Consider the following 18,619-nt stretch of genomic DNA (forward strand, 5'->3'; position numbering starts at 1 on the left):
GAAGAGATTCGCGCTTTTTTGACGCTCACTTAAGCGTCATTTTTCTGCCGCAAGCCATTGCCAAGAACTTGATGCTGACCGCTTCGTCTGCTGGCGCTTTCCGCAAAGACTGCGCCGCCGATAATCAGGATACCTCCTAATATCTGCATGAGAGAGAGGCTTTCTCCCAGCAGGATTACGGAAAAGATGACTGCGGACAGCGGTTCTAAGTAACCGCAGATTGAGACCGTACCTACGGACAGTTTCTGAATCGATGAAAAATATAAATAACAGCCGACACCCGTATTTACGATGCCGATCATCAAAATCGGCAGCAGATTTTCCGCAATGGAGCCGAAGTGGACTCCCTGTTTCGCCAGCGTGAATAGGAACACCGTCAAGAAACTGGCGCCCAGCTGGTACATTGCGTTTTCAAGCCCCGTGATGCTGCGGGCTTTTTTGCTGGAGATGACCAGAACGGCATAGAAAACGGCTGATAAAATGGCATAGAACAGACCTTTGGTGAGACCGCTTTCGGAAGCTGCGCTGCCGTTAATTAAGAGCATGCCTGCCAGCACGATAACCATGCCGATTATTTTAACTGCGGACAGTTTCTCGTGGAAGATGAAGGGGGACAGCGCCATGACGATGACGGGACCACAATAGTAGATCAGCGTCGAAATGCCAACACCCACCCGTACATAAGCCTCGAACAAGACCAGCCAGCAGGCGCCCATGGCTGCACCGGAGAGCAGGAGATAGAGGAAGTGTTTTCTGTTGGCGGGTATCTGAGGACGGCCTTTGGTAATTACAAAGAGCAGCAGCAGAAATGCGCTGCCGATCAGTGTTCGGAAAAAGACAATTTCATTGCTGGCTAAAAGGATGTGGCTGGCAACGAAACCGTTGGATCCGAAAAGCAGCAGGGCGACGAGATATTTTAAAAACGCGGAGTTCATTTTCATCAGATTAAGTCCTTTCTCTTGCTTCTGGCATTTTTTTAGTGTATCATTCTCTATAAGATTACAAAAGTGAATTTTTCTCATGAACATAATAACAAAAATGGATGGAAAATGGATACAAATTTACAGAAATATATGGCCTTTTTAAAAACCGTTGAATATGGAAGCTTTACTAAAGCAGCAGAAGTGCTGCACTACTCGCAGTCAGGCATCAGCCGCATGATCAGCGACCTGGAGAAAGAGTGGAACTTATCAGTTTTGGAGCGGGGGCGAAGCGGCGTCAGGCTTACCTCTGATGGGGTAAAAATGCTGCCTTTCGTGCAGAACGTGTGCAGAGAGTACCAAAATCTGCAGGACCAAGTTGATCAGCTGCAGGGGCTGGAATCAGGACTGATTCGCATCGGTACCATTTCCAGCATCGCCACGCACTGGCTGCCGTCAGTAATCAAGGCGTTCCAGAAAGATTATCCCAATATCGAGTATGAATTGCTGTCGGGAGACTACGGCGAGATTGAGGAGTGGCTCCTTGCGGGAAGGGTGGACTGCGGTTTTCTTTTGCTGCCGGCTTCTGCAGAACTGGAAATCACCCCCCTGAAGCGGGATGAGATGATGGTGATTATGCCGCAGAATCATCCCCTGGCAGATTGCGAATCCTTTCCAATCAAAGCGTTGGAAGAAGAACCTTTTATGCTTTTGGAACGGGGAGAAAAGTCTCAGGTGTCTGAACTTTTGCGGCAGAGAGGTCTGCACCCCAAGGTGCGTTTTATCACTTTGGACGATTACGCGATCATGTCCATGGTAGAGAGCGGTCTGGGCATCAGCATTCTCCCTAACTTGATCTTACAGCGGACGCCCTATCACATTGTAAAAAAATCCCTGGAGGAGCCCGCTTACAGGGATCTGGGGCTGGCCATGCGAGACAGCAAATCGGCCTCTGCTGCTGTGAAGCGATTTTTGACATACGTATTGAAGGAGACAAATCATGGAATCATTGAAAGAATTATATAGAATCGGAAGGGGGCCGTCCAGCTCCCACACCATAGCGCCGACCAAGGCGGCGGAACTCTTTGCGGAAGAGAATCCTGCAGCCGCCCGATTTAAGGTTACTCTCTACGGTTCCCTATCGAAAACTGGCAGAGGCCACATGACTGACACGGCGATTCTCGACGTCCTGGGACATGAGAAGTGCGAAATCGTCTTCAGTGACAAACCTGATGAAGAACTGCCTCATCCTAACACCATGGTCTTTGAGGCTTTTGCCGTTGACGGCGGTGCAATGGCGCTGATGGAGGTCTACAGCGTAGGTGGCGGCCGCATCGTCATCAAAGGCCGTCCCGCTGAGAAGGCGCGAGACGTTTACAAACTGTCTACTTTTGGAGAAATCAAAGCATATTGTGAGCAGAACCACATGCGAATCTGTGACTATGTTTACGAGACGGAAGGGGAGTCAATCAAAGAATATCTGACTGCAATCTGGCAGCGGATGAAGCAGACCATTGAGGCAGGCCTTGCAGCAGAGGGAATCCTCCAGGGAGGGCTGGAAGTGCAACGGAAAGCCCGCTATCTGTATCGCCAAAACCACATTGACGAGAGCCCGCAGACCCGGGAGAATCGTTTGGTCTGCGCATTTGCCTATGCTGTCAGTGAAGAAAATGCCGACGGCGGCATCATCGTCACGGCGCCCACTTGCGGCGCCAGCGGCGTTTTGCCAGCCACCTTGTACTACATGCAGCAGCATCGCAGACTGCCGGATGAAAAAATCATCGATGCTTTGGCTACAGCTGGCATCATCGGCAATCTGATCAAAACAAACGCATCGATCAGCGGCGCAGAGTGCGGCTGCCAGGCCGAGGTAGGCAGCGCCTGTTCTATGGCAGCGGCAGGACTGGCAGAGCTTTTTGCCATGGAGATCGATCAGATTGAATATGCGGCTGAAGTAGCAATGGAGCATCATCTGGGCTTGACCTGCGACCCCATCAGCGGCCTGGTGCAGATTCCCTGTATCGAAAGAAATGCGGTGGCAGCCATGCGGGCGATTAACGCTTTGAGTCTGGCTAACTTTTTGACCCATACCAGGAAGATTTCCTTTGATGTGGTAATAAAGACCATGTACGAGACAGGCCGGGACCTGTTCAGTAAATACAGAGAAACCAGCGAAGGCGGTTTGGCAAAGACTTATTTTGAGTGAAAATAAACGAGCCGCAGTTTGGGCGTCTGCGGCCCGTTCAATCACCGTAACTGATATCTTGCGATGAAATTGGATACTTAACCCGCCTCCTTTCCCCTTTTGCTGTGGTGATGTCTTCATTGTACCACCATCAACCAGATCTGTCCTAGACAGAACCTTACAGTTAACTTGCATTTTTGAAAGGAACGAGAATCATGTCACGTAAAGAACATATACTGAGCCATTATTCAAGAGAAATTGCTGAAATCAAGGCGGCCAGTCTCTATAAAGAAGAACTGCCCATCACCTCTATGCAGGGGCGGGCGGTGACTTTGGCGGACGGCAGAAAGCTGCTGAATATGTGCGCCAACAATTATCTCGGACTGTGCGACCATCCGCGGCTGATCAAGGCGGCAAAAGATACTTACGATGCCAAGGGTTACGGCATGTCCTCTGTGAGATTTATCTGCGGTACCCAGGATATTCACAAAGAACTGGAGCAGAAAATCAGTCAATTCTTTGGCATGGAGGATGCGATTCTCTACGCTTCTTGTTTTGATGCCAACGGCGGCCTCTTTGAGACGATTCTGACCGAAGACGACGCTGTCATCAGCGATGAACTGAACCACGCGTCTATCATCGACGGTGTGCGGCTTTGCAAGGCAAAACGCTACCGTTATAAGAACAACGACATGGCGGACCTGGAACAGCAGCTGATTGCGGCGGAGCAGGCAGGCGCCAGAATCAAGCTGATTGCCACCGACGGTGTCTTTTCCATGGACGGCATTATCGCCAACCTGGCGGGAATCTGCGATCTGGCAGACAAGCATGACGCCCTCGTCATGGTGGATGACAGCCACGCCGCTGGCTTTGTCGGCGAAACCGGCAGGGGGACACCCGAATACTGCGGCGTCAAGGGGCGCATCGATATTCTGACAGGTACGCTGGGCAAAGCCCTGGGCGGCGCCTCCGGCGGTTATACGGCCGCACGCAGAGAAATCGTAGAACTTCTCCGCCAGAGGAGTAGGCCGTACCTCTTTTCCAACACCTTGGCCCCGTCCATCGCGGGAGCCAGCCTGGAAGTATTCAAAATGCTGGAAGAAAGTACACAGCTTCGCGATCATCTGGAGAAAATCACTGCTTACTACCGCCAGGCATTGACGGCGGCGGGATTTGATCTTATTGAAGGAAGCCATCCAATCGTGCCGGTGATGCTCTACGATGAGGAATTAGCTGTAGAATATGCAAATCGTATGGTGGAGAAGGGCGTCTACGTGGTTGCTTTCTCCTATCCTGTCGTGCCGAAAGGGAAAGCGAGAATCCGTACTCAGGTATGTGCCAGTCATACGAAAGACGATATTGATTTTATCGTAAACGCCCTGATAGAGACCCGCGCGGAAATCGGCAGATGATGACGACAGGCATATTCCTTTTAAAATGGAATGGAGTGTCGCACAAGATAATCTGCAAAATCGTCGTATTTTTCTGCTGCATTGAGATAAGCCGCATAGGCGTGATACAGTGCAGCAGTTTTTCTGATGAAAGGCTCTTCGTCGATTGAAAGCTTGCGGCAGATTTCTGCGAATTCCGCCAGATCCTGGATCATGGCAGGCAGAGCGGATGGTTCCGCAAAATCCATACCGTTTAGGATGCCGTAAGGCACTTCGTGAATAGAGAACGCAAAATACCGTCTCAAGAGGAAGTATTTGTGCTGCAGAGCCGCTTGATTTTGCGGCTCGCGGTTTAAAATCATATCGGCCAGTTGGTACGGATTATAGCGATGTCCCGTCTCCGCACAAAAGATTTCAACAAAATCCTCCGCAGTTCCAATTTCAAAGGCAGGTTTCGCCTGACTGTTTTCAAATAAAAAGCGGAGGCCGTCGATGTTTCCTTTTTCCATATCGGCGAGGACAGCGGGTACTATCACTTTTGTGCAGAATGGCTTTCCCAGTGGTAAAGCGGCGTGGGCTTTCTGGAAGGCATATAATTCTGCAATACTGACAATATCGTCACAGGGCTGATGCAGCCAGTTCATCAGAGCCTGATGCCGTTCTTTGCGCTGTTTTTTGCCAAGCGGTTTATCTGGGAACTGAGTGCAGATTGCCAGATATTCCTGCAAGATGGGCTGTTGTGTCTGGTAACTCGTCATAATTGAAAGATTTTCTCCTCACAGTATCTACAATCATTATATGGTTTCTTTTCCTTACCGTCAACAGCGGAGGGATACGACAATTATGGTAGTCTAAATGCGTAAGAATGTGGTAAAATAGAGTTATGAAAGAAGGTGTTTATTTGAAGAATAAGAATACATCCAAGTTCATCAGCTCGCTGATCTATGCGGCTCTGGGTTTGGTTTTGATCGTATATCCTACTCTGATCGGAGAGACGATTTGTTGGATGCTGGCGGGGGCCGCAGCGGCCATGGGTGCGGTCAACCTGATCGGCTATGCCATGAGTAAGGGAGACGCACCATCAGACGAAAGCTCTGACGGGCTGGCGACAGGCATCGTCCTGCTTCTCTTGGCGGTGTTCATCGTCATCAAATCGGAATTCGTCATCTCCATCATTCCTTTTGTCCTCGGATTTATGATTACCGTCAAAGGCGTCGTCGGCGTGCAGAGTGCCATCAATCTGAAACGATTCGGTTATGGCAGCTTTAAGGGGAGCCTCATCGCTGCTGTTCTGGTCATGGCCTTCGGCATCGTCATGATGATGAATCCATTCTCCACGGTAAAAGTTCTCTTCACCATGATCGGCATCGGACTGCTGGTCAGCGGTGTCGTCGATATCGCAGCGAATATCATGATGACCAGGGAAATGAAGAAGTTCAAGGATGACTGAGAACGAGTGCAGATCAAGAGAGCCGTATCACCATCAAAAGTTGCTCTTGCTAGGAACTTAAAAATAGCATATACTGGTAACAAATGAATTGCTATCATTAGACAGGGGGACAACGTATGGAAGAAAAGCTATCTGATAAGATTTATGCTGAAATCCGCAATGGCATCATTGACGGGGAGTATTCTGCCAGAGACTTCCTCAGCGAAGCGCAGGTTGCGAAGAAGTATGGGGTCAGCAAGGCACCGGTCAAGGAAGCGCTGCACATTTTGGCGGATCAGGGTTATCTGATCAGCTATCCGAGGCGGGGTTATATGATTAACACCTATTCTGATGAAGAGCTGGACAAGATACAAGAAATCCGCAAGACCTTGGAAGCGCTCTGCGTCCGTCTTGCTATCGCCAAAGCAAGCGACGAGGAACTTGAAGAGCTGCGCTTTTATCGGGATGGAGAGACGCGCGCCCTGGACCCGAGAGAGACTGTCAATTTCAAGTTTCACATCGGACTCGCCAGGCTGTCGGGGAATGAATTTTTGGTGGATACTCTGATTCCACTGGTTATCAAGGCGTCGATGAACAAAATTAACTGTGAAGCAGATATCGACAATTTTGATAAGATTATTGATGCCATGCTGGCTCGCGATGAGGCGAAGGCGTTGCAGTATTTGGACGAGGATATCCGGTACCTCAAGCGGAAGTAATCATCATCCTATGCGCAGACATAAGAAAGAAAAAGAAGTGAAAATGGGACTGTACCAAAGCATAAGGCTGAGGTACAGTTTTTTAGTATTAGTTGTCAGAAAATTTGCGAAGAATAACGAAAAACGTTGACAACTGATATCATCAGTGCTAATATCAAACAAACGATTATAGTGTTATCAGTGATGATATCAGAGAATTAAGAAGGAGAATTTGAACTTATGGAAACAAAAGAAAAAAAGAAAATTGGTTTGATCGGAGCATTGCTGATGGGTATCGGCTGTATTGTCGGCTCCGGCATCTTTGGAACCCTGCCTACAGTCATAGCGGAATATGGTTCCGGCGTCATCTGGGCTCTGCTGGGAGCTGCTTTTGTCGTGGTACTGCGCTCCTTGTCCTTGATGTACACCAGCGCAGCCATCCCATCCAGTGCAGCACAGTTTATGTGGGCGGCCAAGCTGATGCATCCTTATGCCGGCGTATTCGTATCTCTATCATCAATTCTGATGCCGACCATGGTATCTCTGTTCGGCACGCTGTTCGCCATGTATTTTACGCCGCTCTTCCCGAGCCTTTCTATCAGCAATACGGCAGCGGCAGTGGGGTTGTTGGTGGTATTTGCCGTCATCGCATGGTTTGGAAACAAGACGGCAGTTTCGGTCAGCAATATCATGGTTGCCCTTTTGATGATTGCAATTTTCTTGTACATCGTGCTCGGCCTGCCAAATCTGGATGCGGATAATGTCACCTTTGGAGAAATCATCAAACCTGGAATCGGTATCAGCAGTCTGGCAGCAGCAATCGGCGTATTGACTTCCTCCCTCTCGGGTGCAAGTTCTGTATCACAGATTGCCGATGATGTGAAAAATCCAGGAAAAACTGTTCCTTTTGCCTTGGTTTTGTGCCCGGTAATCGTTGCTGTCGTCTATATCCTCATGGCGGTAGTCACCATCGGCGTGGTTCCATCGGCAGAAGTAGAGTCCCTGTCGCAGGTGGCGTCTCACTTTATGTCGCCGGCGCTGCTGACCTTCTTCATTATCGGGGGACCTATCTGCGGTATCATCACATCGCTGGTTCCTGTCGCTCTTGCCTGTGTGGCGCTGTTTGAATTCTCTGCACGTGAAAAGGTGTACCCGGCAATTCTGGCGAAAAGAAATAAACATGGCGTTGCATATTGGAGTCTGTTCATTGTCATGGCAATCGCCATCGGGATCTGCGCCACTGGCGCTACCTTCGGCGTAGTAATGACTGTGTTCTCCTTTTGCAACACCATATCCGAACTGCCGAACACGGTATCACCTTTATTTGCATATAAAAAGTATCCGAAGTGCTGTGAAAACTCCAGCGTGAAGATGGGCGTGCAGGTCGCCCGGTGTCTGGCGATTCTCACCTGCATCATCTGTCTCTATCTCAGCGTGCAGATGGCCCTGACTTTGGACTTCAAGACGGTAGCGCTGATTCTGGCAGTCTATGTAATTGGATACATATATTTCTTTATCCGCGCAAAGTACCTGAAGAACAAAGGTGAAGATTTGATGGAAGAACTGAGACAGCCTTATGCACCTTGGGAAGAAAAAGAAGCTTCCTATCAATAAGAAATAAATGAAGAGGAGTATCATGATTGATTTTAGTAAGACGATAACTGACTTCCGGTCCCATGTCCCTGGCATTAGGGATTGGGCATATTTCGAGACGGGCAGCACCGGGCTTGTCCCGGACTTTGTCTATGAAGGCGTTCGCAGGTATATGGACGACAGATATTACAAAGGCGGAGATTCTCTGTGGGCATATGAAGATGAGACGGTGAGCACCCTGTTCATGCATCAGCGTTCCAAGGAAGCCCTCGCAGAGATGGTCCACTGCAAGCCGTCAGAAATCGCGTTTGGATTGAGTTCTACGCAGCTGTTCACTTTGGTCACGGAAGGCATCGATTATGCAGAAGACGATAACATCGTTACTGTACGGAAAGGCTGGATCGGCAGCCGTTTTGCCTGGCAGAAACGAGAGGCGGAAGGTCTGGAAATTCGATATGTTGAACCGGAGGACGGCAGGATGACGGCAGAGCGGATTGCAGCTCGCTGTGATGAACATACCCGCGCTGTTTCTGTCAATTTGGTAGAAAGCAATACGGGATATCGGCTCGACATGGATGCTCTGGGGCGGTTCTGTGCTGAAAAGAATATTTTGCTCTACGTCGATGGTGTGCAGGCGCTGGGTGCCCTGGAGGTAAATGTGGAGAAGTGGAATGTCGACTTTCTCGTAGGCAACGATTACAAGTGGATGATGAATTTCTGCGGTACGGGCTATGCTTACATTAGTCCAAAGGTACAGAAGCGCATTCGTCACTGGGGGGCAGGCTGGATGTCGGATACAGACCGTTTCAATACCGCAAAGGATCGCCTGGATTTGAGAGCTGACGCAGGCCGTTTTGAAATCGGTCACCAGCATAACGATGGGATTTACGGACTGGGTCTTGTAGCCATGCAGAACAACCGCCTGGGGCTTTCCAACATCGAAAGCTATGTCTGCGGCCTGGCGGACTATTTCTGCAGCAGGGTGGAGGAGACGGAGGGGATTCGGCTCAGTTACGATTTCCCCAGGAAAAACCGCTGCCAGATCGTGGTTGTGAAACTGGAAAAGAGCCTGCAGGTGTCGGAAAAAGACTTTGAAGCGGCAAAGGTCTGCGCCCCGATTGGTTCCCCGGACGAAAACGGGGAGAGAGAAATGCGGATCAGCCTTCACTATTACAATAACCGAGAAGATATAGACCGCTTCTTTGCGGTTCTGAAGAAAGGAGTCTGAAGATGAATGAGATTGAAAAAAATCTTGAGAATTTAGGAATTACATTGGATGCAGGACCGGAGCCGATGGCGAACTATGTAAGCGTACAGAAGGCAGGGGATATCTGGTTTTTCTCTGGTGCAGGTCCTTTTGAAAACGGAAAACCAGCAGTGTTTGGCAGGCTGGGTGAAAATATGACAACTGAGGAAGGCTATGACGCTGCAAGGCTGGCTGGTATCAATCTTCTGGCCATCTTAAAGAGGGAGCTGGGCGGCGATTGGAATCGCCTGGAGCAGATTATAAAAATCCAGGGATTTGTCAATAGTGCATCGGACTACTTTGAACAGCCTGCCGTTATCAACGGTGTGTCCGACCTGCTTGTAGAGGTATTGGGCGACAGAGGACGTCATGCTCGTACAGCGGTGGGCGCCAACGTACTGCCATTCCGCATTCCGCTGGAAGTGGAAATGATTATCAAAGTGAAATATTAACGCGGTTTGTCAATAGCAGTATGCACCGCCTGTGCCATGTTTTGATTAGAAATCACTAGGAAATTGCGTGAATGGCATGATGGAAGGAGAGGACTCATAGTGCGACTAAATTTAGTTGTAATGTGAGTCCTCTTATGTTATGCTAAAACAAAGGAGGACGTATACGTGGGAAAAAAGGAAAGCTAATCGAGAGGCTTCGGAAACCAAAAGACTTTACCTTTGCTGAAGCAGAGACTTTACTAGGGCTTTTAACATATAGGCGTTCTAATATGGGGAAGACCAGCGGTTCAAGAGTACGTTTTATTAGTAACAACCATGCTGCGATTTTATTACATAAGCCTCATGGGCGGAAAGAACTGCTAGAGTATCAAGTCAAGCAGCTGTTAGAAATTTTGGAGCAGGAGGATTTGTTATGAAGAACACGATGGAATATAAAGGCTATATAGGAAGTGTGGAATTCTCGGAAAAAGATAATCTCTTTTTTGGGAAAGTTATGGGAATCCGTCCTTTGCTATCCTATGAAGGCACGACTGCACAAGAATTGGTTGCAGACTTTCATGAAGCTGTAGATGACTACCTTGCGTTATGCAGAGAAGAAGGCACGGAACCGGAGACTGCATACAAAGGCAGTTTCAATGTGAGGATTTCTCCGGAACTTCATAAACAGGCGGTTATTTATGCCCAAGGGAGTCAGAAATCCTTAAACAGTTTTGTTGAGGAGGCCATAGCCGCTTATGTGGCAAAGAGAGAAATTTAATACAGGATATATGGCAGGTACTGATGGCATTGCAACTTACGATAGCCGTCTGCCTTCAGAGCGTGCATTTTAGATCAGAGAAAGAGGTATGACATGAAAAAGAAAAAATTAGGTTTAGGATCCATATCCCTGTTGCTTGTCATTGTGGCTGTCCTATGGAGTTACAACATTTCTGGTTACTGTTTAGGAGATCAGGTTCTCCATGCTCTTAACCTGTCTGCCTGGTCCAATGAAGCGGCAACACCTGACCAGACACTTTCCATAGTGCCTTTTGGACATCAGGCACAAGGTGTGCATTACACCGTATTCTATGCACTGATTCTGCTTGTACCGGCGTTTCTGCTTGCCATAAAGAACAAAGACCATCTGTTCGCCAAAGTTGGAAAGTGGACCTCGCTGATTCTCACTTTGCTGCTGCTGATCAGCCCGCTGTTTATGATTCTTTAATCATAGATTGCAGAGAAAGGAACTCGATATGTACGAAAGAATGCTCGATAAGCAAAATGAACCGACCATAGCCGAAATGACGGCGTATTGCGGTGAGAACGGAGAACTGTTTGCTTTGTTGAATGAATGGCTGGCCCAGACATATGGCACTGTGCAGAAACCCACTTTTCCCTATGGCAATCATTATGGATGGGGAATCGCCCACAGAAAAAAACAAAAATTGATGTGCAACATCTTCGCTGAGAAAAACGCTTTTACGGTGATGATGAGATTGTCAGAAAAACAGTTTCAATCGGTCTATGAACAGGTGCAGGCATATACGAGAGAATATATCGACAATCAGTACGCCTGTGGCGACGGCGGCTGGATTCATTATCGGATCACGTGCAGGGAGCATTTCGATGATATTCAGAAGCTGTTAGCTGTCAAATGTTCATAATACCAAAGATGATATAGGAGGATATCTATGATAGAGATCAGGAACGAAGAGGAACGCGACTATAAGAAGGTGGAGGAAGTCACTAGGGCGGCTTTTTGGAATTTGTATGTTCCTGGATGCGATGAACACTATTTGACCCACATCATGCGGTCTCATGAAGATTTTATACGAGATCTTGATTTTGTCATAGAAGTCGATGGCGAAATCGTCGGAAACATCATGTATACCAAAGCAAAACTCATAGATGAGAGTGGGGAAGAGAAAGACATCCTCACCTTTGGACCGGTCTGTATTTTGCCGGAGTATCAGAGAGCGGGATACGGAAAAAAAATCATCGAACATTCCTTTGATAAGGCGGCTGCTCTCGGCTTTGATGTGATCGTGATCTTCGGAAATCCTGGCAACTATGTAAGCCGCGGCTTTAAGAGCTGCAAAAAGTACAACATTTGTGTGTCGGATGGAGGATATCCGGCGGCTATGCTGGTAAAAGAACTGAAACCCGGCGCTTTGGATGGACGCAAGTGGATTTACCATCAGAGTGCTGTATACGAGATAGATCAAGAGGAAGCACGGCGATTTGATGACAGCCTGGAAAAATGGGAGAAGAAACACCTGCCATGCCAGGAAGAATTTTATATCCTCAGCCATGCCATCCTCCAGTAAGGTAAAAAATAGAAAACGAAAAGGCGCGCCTTGCTTTCCGGGAATACCCCGCATGCCATGGGCAGCGCCTTTTCTATTGAATGCTACTTTGTAATCGGTGCGGTCTGCTCAGCCAGCCATTCTGCGATCTCTTTACTGACCAGCGGCGTCAGCGTCTCCTGAACCTTTTTATGGTAGTTGTTGAGATATTCCAGTTCCTCGTCAGTGAGGCGGTCCGGCAAAATCGCTTCCCGATCAAATGGACAGAGGGTGATGGTTTCAAAGGCGTACGACGCATCTGACAGCTCCACGCAGAGCAGTTCGTTTTCCAGCCTGATGCCATATTCCCCTTCGATGTAGACGCCCGGCTCGTCGGATGTGATCATGCCGGGATAGAGGGGACATCTGGTTCCCTTCGGGCTGATGATCTGCGGCCCCTCATGGCAGCTGAGGATGTGGCCGACGCCGTGTCCTGTGCCGTGATTGTAATCCAGTCCCATATCCTTCAGCGGTTTCCTGGCGATTTCGTCCAGTTGTGCGCCAGTGGTGCCTGCGCTGAACTTTGCCATAGCCAGGTCGATATTGCAGCGCAGGACGGCGGTGTAATGCGCTTTCATCACATCGGTAATTGGCCCCAGCGCTATAGTTCTGGTGATATCGGTGGTACCATCCTCATATTGGCCCCCGGAGTCTACCAAAAGGAATCCCTCCGGACGCAGTTCCTTATCGGTTTCTGGAGTAGGATCGTAGTGGATGATGGCACCGTTTCCTGCATAACCGGAAATGGTACCGAAGCTCAAGTCGAACCAGCCTTTCTGCGAACGTCTGCAGTTTTCCAGGTAATCGGCGGCGGAAATTTCGGACATCGGGACTCTGCCGATGGTTTTTTTCAGCCAGTAAAGGAAATTGACCATGGCCACGCCGTCTTTGATATGAGCGTTTTTTGTAGCCGCAATTTCTACCGGATTCTTCAAAGCCTTCATCAGCTCCGCAGGATCGCTGTCGCTGATGATCTCCACAGAGTCAGGGATGGCGGCGGTGATGGCGTAGCTTGCGATTTCTTCATCCAGCAGAATCCTGCCCTTCTGCAATTTCCTCAAATCTTCGAAGATTTGCAGGTATGGGAAAAATTCTATGCCGTCAATGGCGAGGTCTGCTGAATCGTCCAGCACGTAGAGACTGGCGCGCTCCTGCTCGATCAGAGCAAAGGAGAAGAAGACCGGCGTATTGGCCACGTCGTTTCCACGAAGATTGAAAAGCCAGGCGATTTCTTCCATCTTGGTAATCAGATGATAGTCAGCGCCTTTTTCGGCCATGTAGCGGCGGACTCTGGAGAGCTTTGAAGAGGCTGACTCACCGGTGACGGACTCCGGAATTGCATAAATCTCAGAGCCGTCCAGGGTGGGGCGGTCAGTCCAGATCTCGCCGACGAGATCGATGTCCCAGCGTACCTTGAACTTTTCTGCCAGTTGGCGGCCCATTTCGCAGTCTACCACTCTGCCGTCAAAGCCGAGGCAGTCCTCCCTTGTCAATGTAGCCTCCAGGTATTCTGAGATGGTCGGAACATCAGGCTGCCCCATCTTCATGAGGTCGATACCGGTGCCCTCGAGCTGCTTTGCAGCCTGCAGGAAATAGCGGCCGTCTGTCCACAGCCAGGCCTCACCCATGGTGATGATCAGGGTTCCGGCGGATCCTGAGAAGCCGGATATATATTTTCTGCATTTAAAATAATCGTTGACGTATTCTGAACCGTGGTAGTCCGTCGTCGGAATCAGATAGGCGTCGATTTGGTTCTGCTGCATTTTCTGACGCAGATTGATGAGCTGCTGTCTCATAAGTTTTCCTCACTTTCTATTTAAACAAACTCTTTGGTACTTTTTTGTCGATGACATAGGCGACGATGCCGATCATGATGCCGCTGGCGATTCCCGAAAACATCAATATCGGAAAATAGAGAAACATTTTCAGGTTAGAGACGACCAGGGCAGCTACGAGGAGCTGACCCATGTTGTGGGCCACACCGCCAGCCATGCTCACGCCTATCATGCTGAACAGATTGGTCTTCTTGAGCAGCCACATGACGCAAAGACTGAGAAATCCTCCCGCCAGAGAGTAGAGGGCTCCGAAAACCCCGCTGAAAAGCAGGCCGGAAATGAGAATGCGCAAGGCATTGATGGCAAAGGCATATCTGAAGTTCATCTCGTAGAGGGCGATGATGACCACCAGGTTGGCGATGCCCAGTTTGACGCCGGGAATTCCTGCGTTGAAAGGGATGATCGCTTCTACATAGGAGAATATCAGCGCCAGGCAGGCAAACATGGATGAAATTGCCAATCGTTTTGTCCTCTGTGAATTCTTGCTAATTTGAGATTGCATCGAAGTCCTCCTCTCCGCCGGTGATTTCCACCATCACTTTGTTTGGCAGACAGACGATGCTCTGATTGGTCCTGCTGATCTTCCCGTCTTTGACGCAGACCTGGTTGCGGCAGTCAGAATAAGACATTTGCACAGTTTCGTCTTTTATGGTAATCTTATTGAGGCGGCCCCTTTGCCGGATTTCTACGGTCTGATTCTCGACCAGGCTGTAGGTGCCGTAAAGCTTGCCGTCTACAGTGACGACGACTTTCTGGCCCTGCGTTCCCGATGCGAGAGACCACCAGGACAGGCCCAGGCCGATCAAAATCAAAAGAACAAACAAAGCGATATCCGCTTTTTTGATGATTTTAAACATGAAATACTCCTATTATGAGGTGCATATGAAAAAATTTCTTACACTATTATTGACCATTTCTATGGTAACAACGCTTATTATATCACAGACCGCCTGTGCGGGAAAGACTGAGAAGGTTGAAAAAGACAGCTACTATATGGACACCATGTGTCGAATCAGTATCTATGACATGAAAGACATGGACGAGGAAAAGGCAGAATCCGCCATTGATGCAGCCTTTGCTCTCTGCGCAGAGTACGAGTCTCTGATCAGCGTCACTCGAGAAGGCTCTGACATCTATAAGATCAACCACGCCAAAGGCGCGCCAGTGACCTGCGACCCCCGCACGATAGAGGTGATCAAAAAAGGAATTGAATACGGTGAACTGTCTGATGGCAAGTTCGACATCACCATCGGACAGGTGACAGACCTTTGGGACTTCCATGCGGAAGAGCCCGAGCTGCCATCTGCATCAAAAATCAAAGCAGCTTTGGCAGCGGTGGATTATCATCAGATCAAAATTGACGGCAATACGGTGACCATGGAAAACCCTGCCGGAGAGATCAACCTGGGCGGCGTAGGCAAAGGCTATGTGGGAGACAAAGTCGCAGAGTTGCTGCAGGAAAGAGGCGTTACCAGCGCAGTCATCAATTTGGGCGGCAACATCATCGCTATCGGTGACAAAGATGGAGAGGATTTCAAAATCGGCATCACCAAGCCGTTTTCAGAACGGGACGAATTGATCGGATCTATGACAGTCAAAAATGCCACTGTCGTCACTTCCGGCACTTACGAAAGGTCCTTTGAAATAGACGGGAAGACTTATCACCACATTTTGGATGTAAACAGCGGCTATCCCGTGGACACCGACGTGGTCAGCGTGTCGCTTGTTTCCGGACTCGGACGTTCTGGCGACTGCGATGCCATGTCGACCATCTGTCTGATATTGGGCGTCAAAGAAGGCGTCAAGTTCATCGAGAAAGTCGATGGCGTGGAGGCTGTATTCGTGGACCAAGACGGCAAGATCACGAAGACCCGCGGCATGGACACCTTTACGGAGGAATAGCGCATCAAAAATGTAGCAAATCCGGAAAACTTCGCATCAAAAATGTTAAAAATTCAAAACGCAGATGTTAACGGGATGATTCCTGCGCAGATGCGTTTTTTCTTTTTTTGAAAATCCTGTGTGATGTACTTTTGAAAATGTCTATAATCTCCTGCGATGCAATTGCTGGGCGGAGCGTATACGGTATAGGGGTATGCTCCGGGCATTCTGTACAATAAAGTTAGGCTTTTTGACGCTGTTCAGAAAGTTTGGCATAACACTGCAGCAATATCAGACACCATATCTCTATATATGCCCTGAGGCCGGCGAAGAATTGCTGCAGAATCCATGAATTTGCTGCGTCAGGTTACTTTTTTGGAGTTTGAAGGGCCTTTGCAGCGGAGAAATGGATAGGAAAAGTAACCGAAATCAGAGATACCCCCCTGTTGAGGTGTTTTGACAATGATTCGGTTACGCGGGAATGCGCGGATATGCCCAAAAAGCATAAGGTTATCGTAACAGGAGGTCATCCAGGGGCATTTTCGCTTCGCTTACTTAAGTTATTATCATTTTTGAAGCAGACTCTTTTTTATTTTTTTCACAAACCCCTTGACAACAGTTTTCTAATGGGTTATATTTAAGACGTAGTCTAGTTTGTTACTTGACTAACTAACTAGCGAAGAGGTGATAACATTGAACATCAATCCAAATACAGACAAACCGATCTTCATTCAGATTGCGGAACAGTTAGAGGATTCCATCTTTACCGGCGTATTTCCAGAAGAGACGAAGATCCCTTCCACCAACGAGATATCAGCGCTGTTGAACATCAATCCCCATACGGTGCTGAAGGGGATGAACATGCTGGTAGAGGAAGAAATCATTTATAAGAAAAGAGGGCTGGGAATGTATGTAAAGACCGGTGCAGTGGAGAAAATACAGAAGAAGAGACAGGGGCAGTTTTATAATCAATACGTTGCTGCGCTCATTGAAGAGGCGCGCAAGCTGCAGATGTCTAAAGAGGACATCATTACGTTGATAGAAAGGGGTTATGAAGATGAATGCAATTGAAATTAAAAATGTGAGTAAACGATATAAAGACGTCACGGCGCTTGACGACGTTTCCCTCTCCTTTGAATATGGCAAGATTTATGGATTCCTGGGCAGAAATGGAGCGGGAAAATCCACACTGATCAATATCATGGCAAACAGAATCTTTGCTGATCAGGGAGAAATTTCCATCGATGGCCTTCAGGGAAAGGAAAACATGGAGATACACGAGAAGCTGTACTGTATGAGTGAAACGGATCTTTATGATTCCGGACTCAGAGTCAGAGAACTCTTCAAATGGTCGGCACGGTTTTATGACAGCTTTGACTTGAAGAAAGCCTATGAAATCGCAGAAAAGTTCAATCTGAATACAAACAAGAAACTAAAGACCTTATCCAAGGGCTATCAGTCCATCTTCAAGCTGACCGTCGCCCTCTCCTTAGACGTTCCCTATGTGGTCTTTGACGAGCCAGTGCTGGGGCTGGATGCGAATCACCGGGAGCTGTTCTATGACTTGCTGCTGGAGGATTACGAGGCAAACCAACGAACTATCATCATTGCGACCCACCTCATCGAAGAAGTGGCAAACATCATCGAAGAGGTGGTGGTCATAGACCAGGGCAAGATTTTACTGCAGGAGACTACGGAAGCCCTGATGGATAAGGGATACTGTGTTTCCGGTATCGCCGAGGAAGTGGACGGATACTGTGAAGGGAAAAATGTCATCGGCTATGACGAACTGGGGAACTTGAAACTGGCATATGTCCTTGGAGAGAGGGAAGAACTGCCGTCGGGCAGCAATTTGCAGCTTTCCAACATGAATCTGCAGAAATTATTTGTTAAGTTGACAGAGAAAGGCGGGAATGAACAATGAAGAAATTAGGTACGGTGATACGATACGAATGTGTGACTTCGTTCAAGTATATCTGGGTGTTTTACATCTGCGTATTCGCAGCCATTTCGGTTATTTCCGCCATCATTTACATCAGTACAGGCGATATGGAAAAAATCGGAACAAACGGGCTGGAGCTCAATTCCATGATTTATGTGGGAATTCTAGGGGTTTTTGGCTTCAAAGAGGACTTCAAAATGCTGATTCAGAATGGCTTTACCCGAAAATACATTTTTCTGGCAACACTTTCGTTGTTTGTTTTTACTTCGGCCATTATGGCTGCAGTCGATACCATCGTAGGAAATGCGCTTCACGCTGTGGCCAGTGGGTATTTTTCACTCTTCGGCGGGCTGTATGGATATGAGCACTCCTTCTTTCTGAACTGGCTGTGGTTGTTCCTAGCCTATATGCTCGTCTGCTGCCTGCTGTATCTGTCAATTTTGATCATCAACAAAATTGGCAAAGTGGCATCCATCTATCTGGCAATCGGCCTGGGTCTGACAGTCGTTCTGATCATCCCGGCTCTGCTGAAATTTGTTCTGCCGGAAGACTTTGCCGAGGCTGCCATTACGTTTGCCGTTAAGGCAATCGGCTTTGTGGCTGAGGATGCAATCAACTTTCTTTATCCTATCATGAGTCTGCTTCTCATAGCCGGAATTTTGAGCATAGGCTCCTATCTGATTATACGCAGGACGGAATTAAAAGTGTGACATTCTGTTCTTG

22 protein-coding genes are annotated in these 18,619 nt (G+C 48.3%); 17 read left to right on the top strand and 5 right to left on the bottom strand.

Annotation, left to right across the window (positions count from 1 at the left end; genetic code table 11):
* Positions 1 to 29 precede the first annotated feature (29 nt).
* A complete protein-coding gene (locus BN6539_RS06055) occupies positions 30 to 941 on the bottom strand; it encodes a DMT family transporter (protein WP_319638983.1) in 912 nt (303 codons plus the stop codon).
* A 108-nt stretch (positions 942 to 1,049) separates the two neighbouring features.
* Here BN6539_RS06055 and BN6539_RS06060 point away from each other — a divergent pair, with 108 nt between their 5' ends.
* From BN6539_RS06060 to BN6539_RS06070, 3 genes are all read left to right on the top strand, one after another.
* Positions 1,050 to 1,946 (top strand): LysR family transcriptional regulator, encoded by an 897-nt coding sequence (locus tag BN6539_RS06060; RefSeq protein ID WP_067535170.1) that lies wholly within the window; start codon positions 1,050 to 1,052, stop codon positions 1,944 to 1,946.
* The gene (locus BN6539_RS06065; RefSeq protein ID WP_067535173.1) at positions 1,921 to 3,126 is read left to right on the top strand and encodes an L-serine ammonia-lyase; all 1,206 of its coding nucleotides are present in this window, start codon (positions 1,921 to 1,923) and stop codon (positions 3,124 to 3,126) included. The genes BN6539_RS06060 and BN6539_RS06065 overlap by 26 nt, the downstream gene beginning before the upstream one ends.
* A 194-nt stretch (positions 3,127 to 3,320) precedes the next feature.
* Positions 3,321 to 4,517, top strand: coding sequence for a glycine C-acetyltransferase (locus tag BN6539_RS06070; RefSeq protein WP_067535176.1), 1,197 nt, complete (start codon positions 3,321 to 3,323; stop codon positions 4,515 to 4,517).
* Between the two features lie 20 nt (positions 4,518 to 4,537).
* On the opposite strand, the gene BN6539_RS06075 is transcribed toward BN6539_RS06070, so the two are convergent.
* A complete protein-coding gene (locus BN6539_RS06075; RefSeq protein ID WP_067535180.1) occupies positions 4,538 to 5,254 on the bottom strand; it encodes a hypothetical protein in 717 nt (238 codons plus the stop codon).
* A gap of 143 nt (positions 5,255 to 5,397) precedes the next feature.
* Here BN6539_RS06075 and BN6539_RS06080 point away from each other — a divergent pair, with 143 nt between their 5' ends.
* From BN6539_RS06080 to BN6539_RS06125, 10 genes are all read left to right on the top strand, one after another.
* Complete coding sequence (locus BN6539_RS06080; protein WP_067535183.1) at positions 5,398 to 5,946, top strand: HdeD family acid-resistance protein; 549 nt, start codon at positions 5,398 to 5,400, stop codon at positions 5,944 to 5,946.
* Between the two features lie 116 nt (positions 5,947 to 6,062).
* The gene (locus BN6539_RS06085; RefSeq protein ID WP_067535186.1) at positions 6,063 to 6,644 is read left to right on the top strand and encodes a GntR family transcriptional regulator; all 582 of its coding nucleotides are present in this window, start codon (positions 6,063 to 6,065) and stop codon (positions 6,642 to 6,644) included.
* A 219-nt stretch (positions 6,645 to 6,863) separates the two neighbouring features.
* The gene (locus BN6539_RS06090; protein WP_067535189.1) at positions 6,864 to 8,237 is read left to right on the top strand and encodes an APC family permease; all 1,374 of its coding nucleotides are present in this window, start codon (positions 6,864 to 6,866) and stop codon (positions 8,235 to 8,237) included.
* Positions 8,238 to 8,259: 22 nt separating this feature from the next.
* Positions 8,260 to 9,444, top strand: a complete 1,185-nt coding sequence (locus BN6539_RS06095) for an aminotransferase class V-fold PLP-dependent enzyme (RefSeq protein WP_067535192.1) — start codon at positions 8,260 to 8,262, stop codon at positions 9,442 to 9,444.
* Between the two features lie 2 nt (positions 9,445 to 9,446).
* Complete coding sequence (locus BN6539_RS06100) at positions 9,447 to 9,914, top strand: RidA family protein (protein WP_067535195.1); 468 nt, start codon at positions 9,447 to 9,449, stop codon at positions 9,912 to 9,914.
* Between the two features lie 269 nt (positions 9,915 to 10,183).
* Positions 10,184 to 10,330 (top strand): type II toxin-antitoxin system HicA family toxin, encoded by a 147-nt coding sequence (locus BN6539_RS23420; RefSeq protein WP_227142713.1) that lies wholly within the window; start codon positions 10,184 to 10,186, stop codon positions 10,328 to 10,330.
* Positions 10,327 to 10,671: a type II toxin-antitoxin system HicB family antitoxin gene (locus BN6539_RS06110; protein ID WP_067535201.1), complete on the top strand. Its 345-nt coding sequence runs from the start codon at positions 10,327 to 10,329 to the stop codon at positions 10,669 to 10,671. The genes BN6539_RS23420 and BN6539_RS06110 overlap by 4 nt, the downstream gene beginning before the upstream one ends.
* Before the next feature lie 93 nt (positions 10,672 to 10,764).
* Positions 10,765 to 11,118, top strand: a complete 354-nt coding sequence (locus tag BN6539_RS06115) for a hypothetical protein (RefSeq protein WP_067535204.1) — start codon at positions 10,765 to 10,767, stop codon at positions 11,116 to 11,118.
* A 28-nt stretch (positions 11,119 to 11,146) separates the two neighbouring features.
* Positions 11,147 to 11,557: a DUF3788 domain-containing protein gene (locus BN6539_RS06120; protein WP_067535207.1), complete on the top strand. Its 411-nt coding sequence runs from the start codon at positions 11,147 to 11,149 to the stop codon at positions 11,555 to 11,557.
* Between the two features lie 27 nt (positions 11,558 to 11,584).
* The gene (locus BN6539_RS06125; protein WP_067535210.1) at positions 11,585 to 12,220 is read left to right on the top strand and encodes a GNAT family N-acetyltransferase; all 636 of its coding nucleotides are present in this window, start codon (positions 11,585 to 11,587) and stop codon (positions 12,218 to 12,220) included.
* 83 nt (positions 12,221 to 12,303) lie between these two features.
* Here BN6539_RS06125 and BN6539_RS06130 read toward each other — a convergent pair whose 3' ends face one another.
* The 3 genes from BN6539_RS06130 to BN6539_RS06140 are packed head-to-tail and all read right to left on the bottom strand — an operon-like array spanning position 12,304 to position 14,930.
* A complete protein-coding gene (locus tag BN6539_RS06130; RefSeq protein ID WP_067535212.1) occupies positions 12,304 to 14,034 on the bottom strand; it encodes an aminopeptidase P family protein in 1,731 nt (576 codons plus the stop codon).
* A gap of 16 nt (positions 14,035 to 14,050) precedes the next feature.
* Positions 14,051 to 14,575 (bottom strand): Gx transporter family protein, encoded by a 525-nt coding sequence (locus tag BN6539_RS06135; RefSeq protein WP_067535215.1) that lies wholly within the window; start codon positions 14,573 to 14,575, stop codon positions 14,051 to 14,053.
* Positions 14,559 to 14,930 (bottom strand): NusG domain II-containing protein, encoded by a 372-nt coding sequence (locus BN6539_RS06140; protein ID WP_082907375.1) that lies wholly within the window; start codon positions 14,928 to 14,930, stop codon positions 14,559 to 14,561. The genes BN6539_RS06135 and BN6539_RS06140 overlap by 17 nt, the downstream gene beginning before the upstream one ends.
* Before the next feature lie 25 nt (positions 14,931 to 14,955).
* On the opposite strand from BN6539_RS06140, the gene BN6539_RS06145 reads away from it, so the two are divergent.
* The 4 genes from BN6539_RS06145 (at position 14,956) to BN6539_RS06160 (ending at position 18,606) form a co-directional block, all read left to right on the top strand.
* Complete coding sequence (locus BN6539_RS06145; protein WP_082907376.1) at positions 14,956 to 15,975, top strand: FAD:protein FMN transferase; 1,020 nt, start codon at positions 14,956 to 14,958, stop codon at positions 15,973 to 15,975.
* Between the two features lie 663 nt (positions 15,976 to 16,638).
* On the top strand, positions 16,639 to 17,025 hold the full coding sequence (locus tag BN6539_RS06150; protein WP_330385059.1) for a GntR family transcriptional regulator: 387 nt from the start codon (positions 16,639 to 16,641) through the stop codon (positions 17,023 to 17,025).
* Complete coding sequence (locus BN6539_RS06155; protein WP_067538130.1) at positions 17,012 to 17,878, top strand: ABC transporter ATP-binding protein; 867 nt, start codon at positions 17,012 to 17,014, stop codon at positions 17,876 to 17,878. The genes BN6539_RS06150 and BN6539_RS06155 overlap by 14 nt, the downstream gene beginning before the upstream one ends.
* A complete protein-coding gene (locus BN6539_RS06160; protein WP_067535221.1) occupies positions 17,875 to 18,606 on the top strand; it encodes a hypothetical protein in 732 nt (243 codons plus the stop codon). Before BN6539_RS06155 ends, BN6539_RS06160 begins: the two co-directional genes overlap by 4 nt.
* The last annotated feature ends 13 nt before the right edge of the window (positions 18,607 to 18,619 follow it).

Origin of the sequence: Emergencia timonensis (genome assembly GCF_900086585.1) — a bacterium.
In the GTDB taxonomy this organism is placed as follows: domain Bacteria; phylum Bacillota; class Clostridia; order Peptostreptococcales; family Anaerovoracaceae; genus Senimuribacter; species Senimuribacter timonensis.

Bases quoted from the DNA above. Each gene is read 5' to 3' on its own strand.
- BN6539_RS23420 (WP_227142713.1), top strand. From the start codon at position 10,184: ATGGGGAAGACCAGCGGTTCAAGAGTACGTTTTATTAGTAACAACCAT.
- BN6539_RS06100 (WP_067535195.1), top strand. From the start codon at position 9,447: ATGAATGAGATTGAAAAAAATCTTGAGAATTTAGGAATTACATTGGAT.
- BN6539_RS06160 (WP_067535221.1), top strand. From the start codon at position 17,875: ATGAAGAAATTAGGTACGGTGATACGATACGAATGTGTGACTTCGTTC.
- BN6539_RS06070 (WP_067535176.1), top strand. From the start codon at position 3,321: ATGTCACGTAAAGAACATATACTGAGCCATTATTCAAGAGAAATTGCT.
- BN6539_RS06145 (WP_082907376.1), top strand. From the start codon at position 14,956: ATGAAAAAATTTCTTACACTATTATTGACCATTTCTATGGTAACAACG.
- BN6539_RS06060 (WP_067535170.1), top strand. From the start codon at position 1,050: ATGGATACAAATTTACAGAAATATATGGCCTTTTTAAAAACCGTTGAA.
- BN6539_RS06085 (WP_067535186.1), top strand. From the start codon at position 6,063: ATGGAAGAAAAGCTATCTGATAAGATTTATGCTGAAATCCGCAATGGC.
- BN6539_RS06125 (WP_067535210.1), top strand. From the start codon at position 11,585: ATGATAGAGATCAGGAACGAAGAGGAACGCGACTATAAGAAGGTGGAG.
- BN6539_RS06110 (WP_067535201.1), top strand. From the start codon at position 10,327: ATGAAGAACACGATGGAATATAAAGGCTATATAGGAAGTGTGGAATTC.
- BN6539_RS06155 (WP_067538130.1), top strand. From the start codon at position 17,012: ATGAATGCAATTGAAATTAAAAATGTGAGTAAACGATATAAAGACGTC.
- BN6539_RS06065 (WP_067535173.1), top strand. From the start codon at position 1,921: ATGGAATCATTGAAAGAATTATATAGAATCGGAAGGGGGCCGTCCAGC.
- BN6539_RS06095 (WP_067535192.1), top strand. From the start codon at position 8,260: ATGATTGATTTTAGTAAGACGATAACTGACTTCCGGTCCCATGTCCCT.
- BN6539_RS06135 (WP_067535215.1), bottom strand. From the start codon at position 14,575: ATGCAATCTCAAATTAGCAAGAATTCACAGAGGACAAAACGATTGGCA.
- BN6539_RS06120 (WP_067535207.1), top strand. From the start codon at position 11,147: ATGTACGAAAGAATGCTCGATAAGCAAAATGAACCGACCATAGCCGAA.
- BN6539_RS06055 (WP_319638983.1), bottom strand. From the start codon at position 941: ATGAAAATGAACTCCGCGTTTTTAAAATATCTCGTCGCCCTGCTGCTT.
- BN6539_RS06130 (WP_067535212.1), bottom strand. From the start codon at position 14,034: ATGAGACAGCAGCTCATCAATCTGCGTCAGAAAATGCAGCAGAACCAA.
- BN6539_RS06140 (WP_082907375.1), bottom strand. From the start codon at position 14,930: ATGTTTAAAATCATCAAAAAAGCGGATATCGCTTTGTTTGTTCTTTTG.
- BN6539_RS06075 (WP_067535180.1), bottom strand. From the start codon at position 5,254: ATGACGAGTTACCAGACACAACAGCCCATCTTGCAGGAATATCTGGCA.
- BN6539_RS06090 (WP_067535189.1), top strand. From the start codon at position 6,864: ATGGAAACAAAAGAAAAAAAGAAAATTGGTTTGATCGGAGCATTGCTG.
- BN6539_RS06115 (WP_067535204.1), top strand. From the start codon at position 10,765: ATGAAAAAGAAAAAATTAGGTTTAGGATCCATATCCCTGTTGCTTGTC.